The sequence below is a fragment of the Kitasatospora sp. NPDC034035 genome, from assembly GCF_055575755.1.
The window spans coordinates 1-7,279 of record NZ_JBVISA010000087.1 but is presented as its reverse complement, the minus strand read 5'-3'; the positions used below and the strand labels follow the sequence as shown (position 1 = coordinate 7,279).

1 protein-coding gene is annotated in these 7,279 nt (G+C 72.8%); it reads right to left on the bottom strand.

Annotated features, from left to right (window positions below; all coding sequences use genetic code 11):
• The coding region (locus ACZ52J_RS42555) for an SDR family NAD(P)-dependent oxidoreductase (RefSeq protein ID WP_465626796.1) at window positions 1-7,279 on the bottom strand (7,279 nt) is incomplete at both ends.

The following is a 7,279-nucleotide window of genomic DNA, read 5'->3' as shown; positions in this document are numbered from 1 at the left end:
CGCACACCCAACGACTCCACCAGCCGGAACAGCGCCACCTCCAGCGCGAACACCCCGCCCTGCGTGAACAGCGTCTCCCCCAACACCCCCTCCCCATCCTCGAACAACACCCCCACCGGCAACCCCAACAACCCACACACCTCGTCCAACACCCGCGCAAACACCGGGAACACCCGGTACAAACCCCACCCCATCCCCGCCCACTGACCACCCTGACCAGAGAACACAAACGCCGACCTACCCGAGTCGCGGGCCTCGCCGGTCACCAGCCCGGGATGCACCTCCCCGCGCGCCAGGGCCGCCAATGCCTCCGGTCCAGTCACCATGGCCCGGTGGGCGAACCGGGTCCGCGCGGCGAGCGCGGCGCCGATTCCGTCCGCGTCGGGGTCCTTGGCCGCGTACGCCTGCAGCCTGCGGGCCTGGGCCCGGAGCGCCTGCTCGGACTTGGCCGACAGCAGCCACGGCACCGGCACCGCGGGCGCAGGGGCGGGCGCGGGAGTGGCAGGGGACTCGGGCGACGTCTTCTCGGCAGGGTCCGCGGCCGGGTCCGGGGCCGGTGCCTCCAGGATCACGTGCGCGTTCGTACCGCTGATGCCGAACGCCGAGATGCCCGCGCGGCGGGGACGCCCCGTCTCCGGCCACGGCCGAGCCTCGGTGAGCAGTGAGACACGACCCGCCGACCAGTCGACGTGCGAGGTCGGCGCGTCGACATGCAGCGTCGGCGGCAACTGCCCGTGCCGCATCGCCATCACCATCTTGATCACACCAGCCACGCCGGCCGCCGCCTGCGTGTGCCCGATGTTCGACTTCACCGACCCCAGCCACAACGGCTCCACCCGGTCCCGGCCGTACGCCGCCAGCAGCGCCTGCGCCTCGATGGGATCACCGAGCGTCGTCCCCGTACCGTGCGCCTCCACCACGTCCACCTCGGACGCCTCCAACCCGGCGTTCGCCAACGCCTGCCGGATCACCCGCTCCTGCGACGGACCATTCGGCGCGGTCAACCCATTGGACGCCCCGTCCTGATTCACCGCCGAGCCCCGCACCACCGCCAGCACCTGATGGCCATGGCGACGGGCGTCCGACAACCGCTCCAGCAGCACCAACCCCGCGCCCTCACCCCACGCCGTACCATCGGCAGCCTCGGCAAACGCCTTCACCCTGCCGTCGGCCGCAAGCCCCCGCTGGCGGGAGAAGTCGATGAAGGCGGCGGGTGTCGCCATGACCGTCACACCACCGGCCAGGGCCAGTGAGCACTCCCCCGAGCGCAGCGCCTGCGCCGCCAGGTGGATCGCCACCAGCGACGACGAACACGCCGTGTCCACCGACAACGCCGGACCCTCCAGCCCCAGCAGATACGACACCCGCCCCGAGGTCACACTCGTCGCCGTACCGGTGGCCACATAGCCGTCCGCGTCGCGCGAGATCTGGTCCACTCCGCCCGCGTAACCGGATGCCCAGATGCCGGTGAAGACGCCCGTCTGGCTGCCCCGCAACGACGTCGGATCGATCCCCGCGTCCTCGAACGTCTCCCACACCGTCTCCAGCAGCACCCGCTGCTGCGGATCCATCGCCAACGCCTCACGCGGCGAAATCCCGAAGAACGCGGCATCGAAGCCACCCGCATCCCCCAGAAAACCACCCGACCGCGTGTACGACGTCCCCGGACCACCGGCCGGATCATAGATACGACCCACATCCCACCCACGATCCGATGGGAACTCCCCCACCGCGTCCACCCCACCCGCCACCAAATCCCACAACTCCCGCGCCGACCCCACACCACCCGGATAACGGGCCCCCAACCCCACCACCACCACCGGATCATCCGACACCGGAACACCGACCGGCACGGGCGCGACCGTCCGACGCTCCTTGCCGAGGACCACCTCACGCAGGTATTCGGCCAGCCGGGCCGGGGTCGGGTAGTCGAAGACCATCGTCGCCGACAGCCGGGTCCCGACCGCCGTGGACAGCCGGTTGCGCAGCTCCACGCCGGTCAGCGAGTCGAAGCCCAGGTCCTTGAAGGCCAGGTCGCCACCGATCTCGTCGCTGCGGCCCAGCACGGCCGAGGCGTGGGTGCTGACCAGGTCGAGCAGGATCTCGCGTTGCCGGGCCTCGGGGAGCGATCCCAGCTCGCCCGCCAGTCCGGTGGTCCGCACCGGTTTGCGGGCGCGTGTCAGCGCGCGCAGCACCGGCCGGTCGCCCAGTGCGGACACCTTGAGTCCGGCCGCGACCACCACCGGTTCCGCGGTGTCCAGGCCCTCGTCGAACAGCCCGAGTCCGTAGTCGGTCGTCATCGGCAGCAGCCCGGCGCGGGCGAGGCGTTCACCGTCGGCCTCGGACATCTGCCCGGTCAGCCCGCTGGTCTCGGCCCACCGGCCCCAGGCCAGCGACACCCCCGGCAGGCCCTGGGCGCGCCGGTACGCGGCCAGGCCGTCGAGGTAGGCGTTGGCTGCGGCGTAGTTGGCCTGCCCGGGGCTGCCGAGCGTCCCGGCCGCCGAGGAGAAGAGGACGAACGCCGTCAGGTCCCGCCCTCGGGTGAGTTCGTGCAGGTGCCAGGCCGCCCGTGCCTTGGGCTCCCAGACCGCGGCGAGGCGTTCGGGGGTCAGGGACTCGACCACGGCGTCGTCGAGCACGCCGGCGGCGTGGACGACCGCGGTCAGCGGGTGCGCGGCCGGGATCGAGTCCAGTACGGCCGCCAGCGCGTCCCGGTCGGCCACGTCACAGACGGCCACGGACACCTCCGCGCCCAGCCCGGCCAGCTCCTCGCACAACGCCGCCCCGCCACCACTGCGGCTGACCAGCAACACATGCCGCACACCCCGCTCGGCCACCAGATGCCGGGCCACACGGCCCCCCAGCGTCCCCGTACCACCGGTGATCAGCACCGTACCGGCCGCATCGAGATCCGCAGGAACCGTGAGGACGATCTTCCCGACGTGAGCGGCCCGGCTCATGAACCGGAAGGCGTCCCGCGCGCGGCGGACGTCCCAGGTGGTGAGTGGTGGCAGACGCAGCTCGCCCGCGTCGAGCAGCCGGACGGCCTCGGCCAGGATCTCCCCCAGCCGCTCCGGTCCCGCGTCGGCCAGGTCGAAGGCCAGCACGCCGGGCCGGATGTCGGCCTTGCCCATCTCCACGAACCGCCCGCCGGGCGCGAGCAGCCGCAGGGAGGCGTCCAGGAACTCACCGGACAGCGAGTTCAGCACCACATCGAAGGGGCCGAACCGGTCGGCGAACTCCAGGGTCCGGGACGAGGCGATGTGGTCATCGTCCAGCCCCAGGGCGCGCAGCGCGTCCCACTTGCCCGGGCCCGCGGTCGCGTGGACGTCCGCGCCCCAGAGCCGCGCGAGCTGGACCGCCGCCATGCCGACGCCGCCGGCCCCGGCGTGGATCAGCACCCGGTCGCCGGCCTTCAGCCCGCCCAGGTCGCGCAGGCCGTACCAGGCGGTCATGAACGCGATCGGCACAGTGGCGGCCTGGGCGAACGTCCACTCGTCGGGGATGCGCACCAGCACCCTGTGGTCGGCGACGGCCACCCGGCCGAACGCGCCGGGCAGCAGCCCGGCGACCCGGTCACCCGGCCGCAGCCCGGTGACCTCGGCGCCGACCTCGGTGACGACGCCCGCGCCCTCGCTGCCGAGCAGCGCCGGGTCCGGGTAGACGCCGAGGGCGATCAGCACGTCCCGGAAGTTCAGGCCGGCCGCCCGCACGGCGACGCGCACCTCCCGGGGCCCGGGCGGGGCCTGCTCGTACGGCAGGAAGGCGAGGTCGTCCAGGCTGCCCGTGCCTGCCTGCGTCAGCCGTCCGTCGAACGCCTCCGGTGCGGAGCGCACGAGCCGGGGCACGTAGACGGCCCCCCGGCGCACCGCCACCTGGTCCTCGTCGCCGACCGACAGGCCGTCGGGCAGCTCGTCGGCGTCCACGAGCACGAATCGGCCGGGGTGCTCGGACTGCGCGGACCGGACCAGGCCCCAGACGGCCGAGGCTTCCGGGTCGCTCACCCCGTCACCGGGAACGACGGCGACCGCGCCCCGCGTGCGCACCACGAGCCGTTCGCCGGGCCCGGCCAGGAAGTCCTGGACGGCCGTCAGCGCCTCGGTGACCGAGCCGGGCGAGACGACGGCGTCGCCGAGTGCGCCTTCGCCGGGGGTCAGCGGAATCCAGTCGAGGGCGTACAGCGGGCCGCGTTCAGCCATCGGACGGGTGGTCAGCGCCTCGATGGTCGCCACGGGCTCGCCGGACCGGCTCGCCAGGTGGACGGCGTACGTCCCGGGGCGCACCACCGTCAGCCGCACGCGCGCGGAGGTCACGCCGGTGCGGTGGACCGCGATCCCGCCCAGCGAGAACGGCAGCCGCACGTCGCCTTCCGTGCCGGACAGCAGCGCCAGCGGTTGCAGGGCGGCGTCCAGCAGGGCGGGATGGACTGAGAACCGGGCCGCGTCCGGCACGGTGACCTCGGCGAACACCTCATTGCCGCGGCGCCACACCGCCTGCACGGCCTGGAAGGCCGGCCCGTACTCGTAGCCCGCCGCGGCGAGCGTGTCGTAGAGCCCGGTGACCGGTTCCGCGCCGGCCGGCGGCCATTGCGTCAGCTCCTGCCCGACCACGGGATTCCCGCTCACCGTGCCGGTGGCGTGCCGCACCCAACCGTCCGTACGGGACCGGACGTCGACCGTGCGGCGGCCGGTCTCGTCCGGCTCGCCCACGACGACCTGCACGTCCACCGCGCCGTCCGCGGGCAACGTCAGCGGCGCCTCCAGGACCAGTTCCTCCACTGCCGCCCCGGCCGCGTGCACCACCAGTTCCACGAACGCCGTCGCGGGCAGCAGCACCGTCCCCAGGACGGAGTGGTCCGCGAGCCAGGGATGGGTGGCCAGGGAGAGCCGACCTGTCAGGACCCGCTGCTCGCCCACCTCGACAGCGGCGCCGAGCAGCGGGTGGTCCACCGAGTCGAGCCCGGCCGCGGACACGTCTCCCGCGCCTCCGGCGAGCCAGAACCGCGTCCGCTGGAAGGGGTAGGTGGGCAGCGCCACCGGCTCCCCTTCGGGGAACGGCCACCGCACCGGCACACCCGCGACGAACAGCCGCGCCGCGGCGGCCAGGAACTCGGCCGGGGTGCCGTGGTCGCGGCGCAGCGTCCCGGTCACCACACCCGCCTCGTGCTCCTCCAGCGCAGGCGTGAGCACCGGGTGCGGGCTGATCTCGACGAAGACGGTGTGGCCGTGGTCGAGCAGCGCACGGGTGGTCTGGTCGAACAGCACGGGTTCGCGGAGGTTGCGGTACCAGTAGTCGGCGTCGAGGGCGGAGGTGTCGATCTGCTCGCCGGTCACCGTCGAGTAGAACGGGATCGTCGCCGGGCGCGGTGTGATGCCGGCGAGGTCGGTGAGCAGTTGCTCGCGGATCGCCTCGACCTGGACGGAGTGGGCGGCGTAGTTGACGGGCAGGCGACGGGCGCGGATACCGTCGGCCTCACAGGCCGCCAGCAACTCGTCCAGCCCGTCCGGATCACCCGACACGACGACCGAACCGGGGGCATTGACCACCGCCACCGTCAGCCGGCCGTCCCAGCGGGCCACGAACTCGGCGGCCTGCTCATGCCCGAGGCCGACCGACACCATCCCACCCTGGTCCGCCAGAGCGACCAGGGCCTTGCTCCGTAACGCCACCACCTTGGCGGCGTCCTCCAACGACAACGCCCCCACCACATACGCCGCCGCGATCTCCCCCTGCGAATGCCCGACCACGGCATCAGGCTCCACACCATGAGCACGCCACAGCTCGGCCAGCGCCACCATCACCGCGAACAGAGCCGGCTGCACCACATCCACCCGCTCCAACGAGCCACCGCCGACCAGCACCTCCACCAACGACCAACCCGTGTACGGCGCCAACGCCACATCACACGCATCGATCGCCTCCCGGAACACCGCCTCCGAGCCGTACAACTCCCCACCCATACCCACCCACTGCGCACCCTGCCCCGGAAACACGAACACCGAACGACCCAGCGAACCGGCGGTCCCGGTGACCAGACCCGGCGCCGTACCGCCCTCCGCCAGTGCCTCCAACGCCTCCACACCGCTCAGCACCGCACGGTGATCGAAACGCGACCGCCCCGCCAACGCCCGACCCACCGCAGCCGCGCCAACCCCCGGATGCCCGGCCAGGAACGCCCCCAGCCGACGCGCCTGCTCCCGCAACGCCACATCCGACTTCCCCGACAACACCCACGGCACCACCCCGCCCGCGGACCCCGTCGAAACCCGGACCGGCTCCTCACCAGCCGCCTCGATCACCACATGCGCGTTCGTACCGCTGATGCCGAACGCCGAGATGCCCGCGCGACGCAGGTGGCCGTTGTCGGGCCAGGGCCGGGCCTCGGTGAGCAGCCGGATGTTTCCGGACTCCCAGTCGACGTGGGAAGTCGGCGCGTCGACATGCAGCGTCGGCGGCAACTGCCCGTGCCGCATCGCCATGACCATCTTGATCACACCAGCCACGCCGGCCGCCGCCTGGGTGTGCCCGATGTTCGACTTCACCGACCCCAGCCACAACGGCTCCACCCGGTCCCGGCCGTAGGTCGCCAGCAGCGCCTGCGCCTCGATGGGATCGCCGAGCGTCGTCCCCGTACCGTGCGCCTCCACCGCGTCCACCTCGGACGCCTCCAACCCGGCGTTCGCCAGCGCCTGACGGATGACCCGCTCCTGCGACGGACCATTCGGCGCTCCGAGGCCGTTGGAGGTGCCGTCCTGGTTCACCGCCGAACCCCGCACCACCGCCAGCACCCGGTGCCCATGGCGACGGGCGTCCGACAACCGCTCCAGCAGCACCAAGCCGGCGCCCTCACCCCAGGCCGTACCATCGGCCGCCTCGGCAAACGCCTTCACCCTGCCGTCGGGAGCCAGGCCGCGCTGGCGTGAGAACTCCGTGAACCCCAGCGGGGTCGCCATCACGGTCACCCCGCCGGCCAGGGCCAGCGAACACTCCCCCGAGCGGAGCGCCTGCGCTGCCAGGTGGATCGCCACCAGCGAGGACGAGCAGGCGGTGTCCAGCGAGACCGCCGCGCCCTCCAGCCCCAGCAGGTAGGCGATCCGGCCGGAGGTCACGCTGGTCGCGGCGCCCGTACCGAGATAGCCCTCGGCGTCGGCGGGTGCCTGGTCGCCGTAGCCGGATGCCCAGATGCCGGTGAACACGCCCGTCTGGCTGCCCCGCAACGACGTCGGATCGATCCCCGCATCCTCGAACGTCTCCCACGCGGTCTCCAGCAACACCCGCT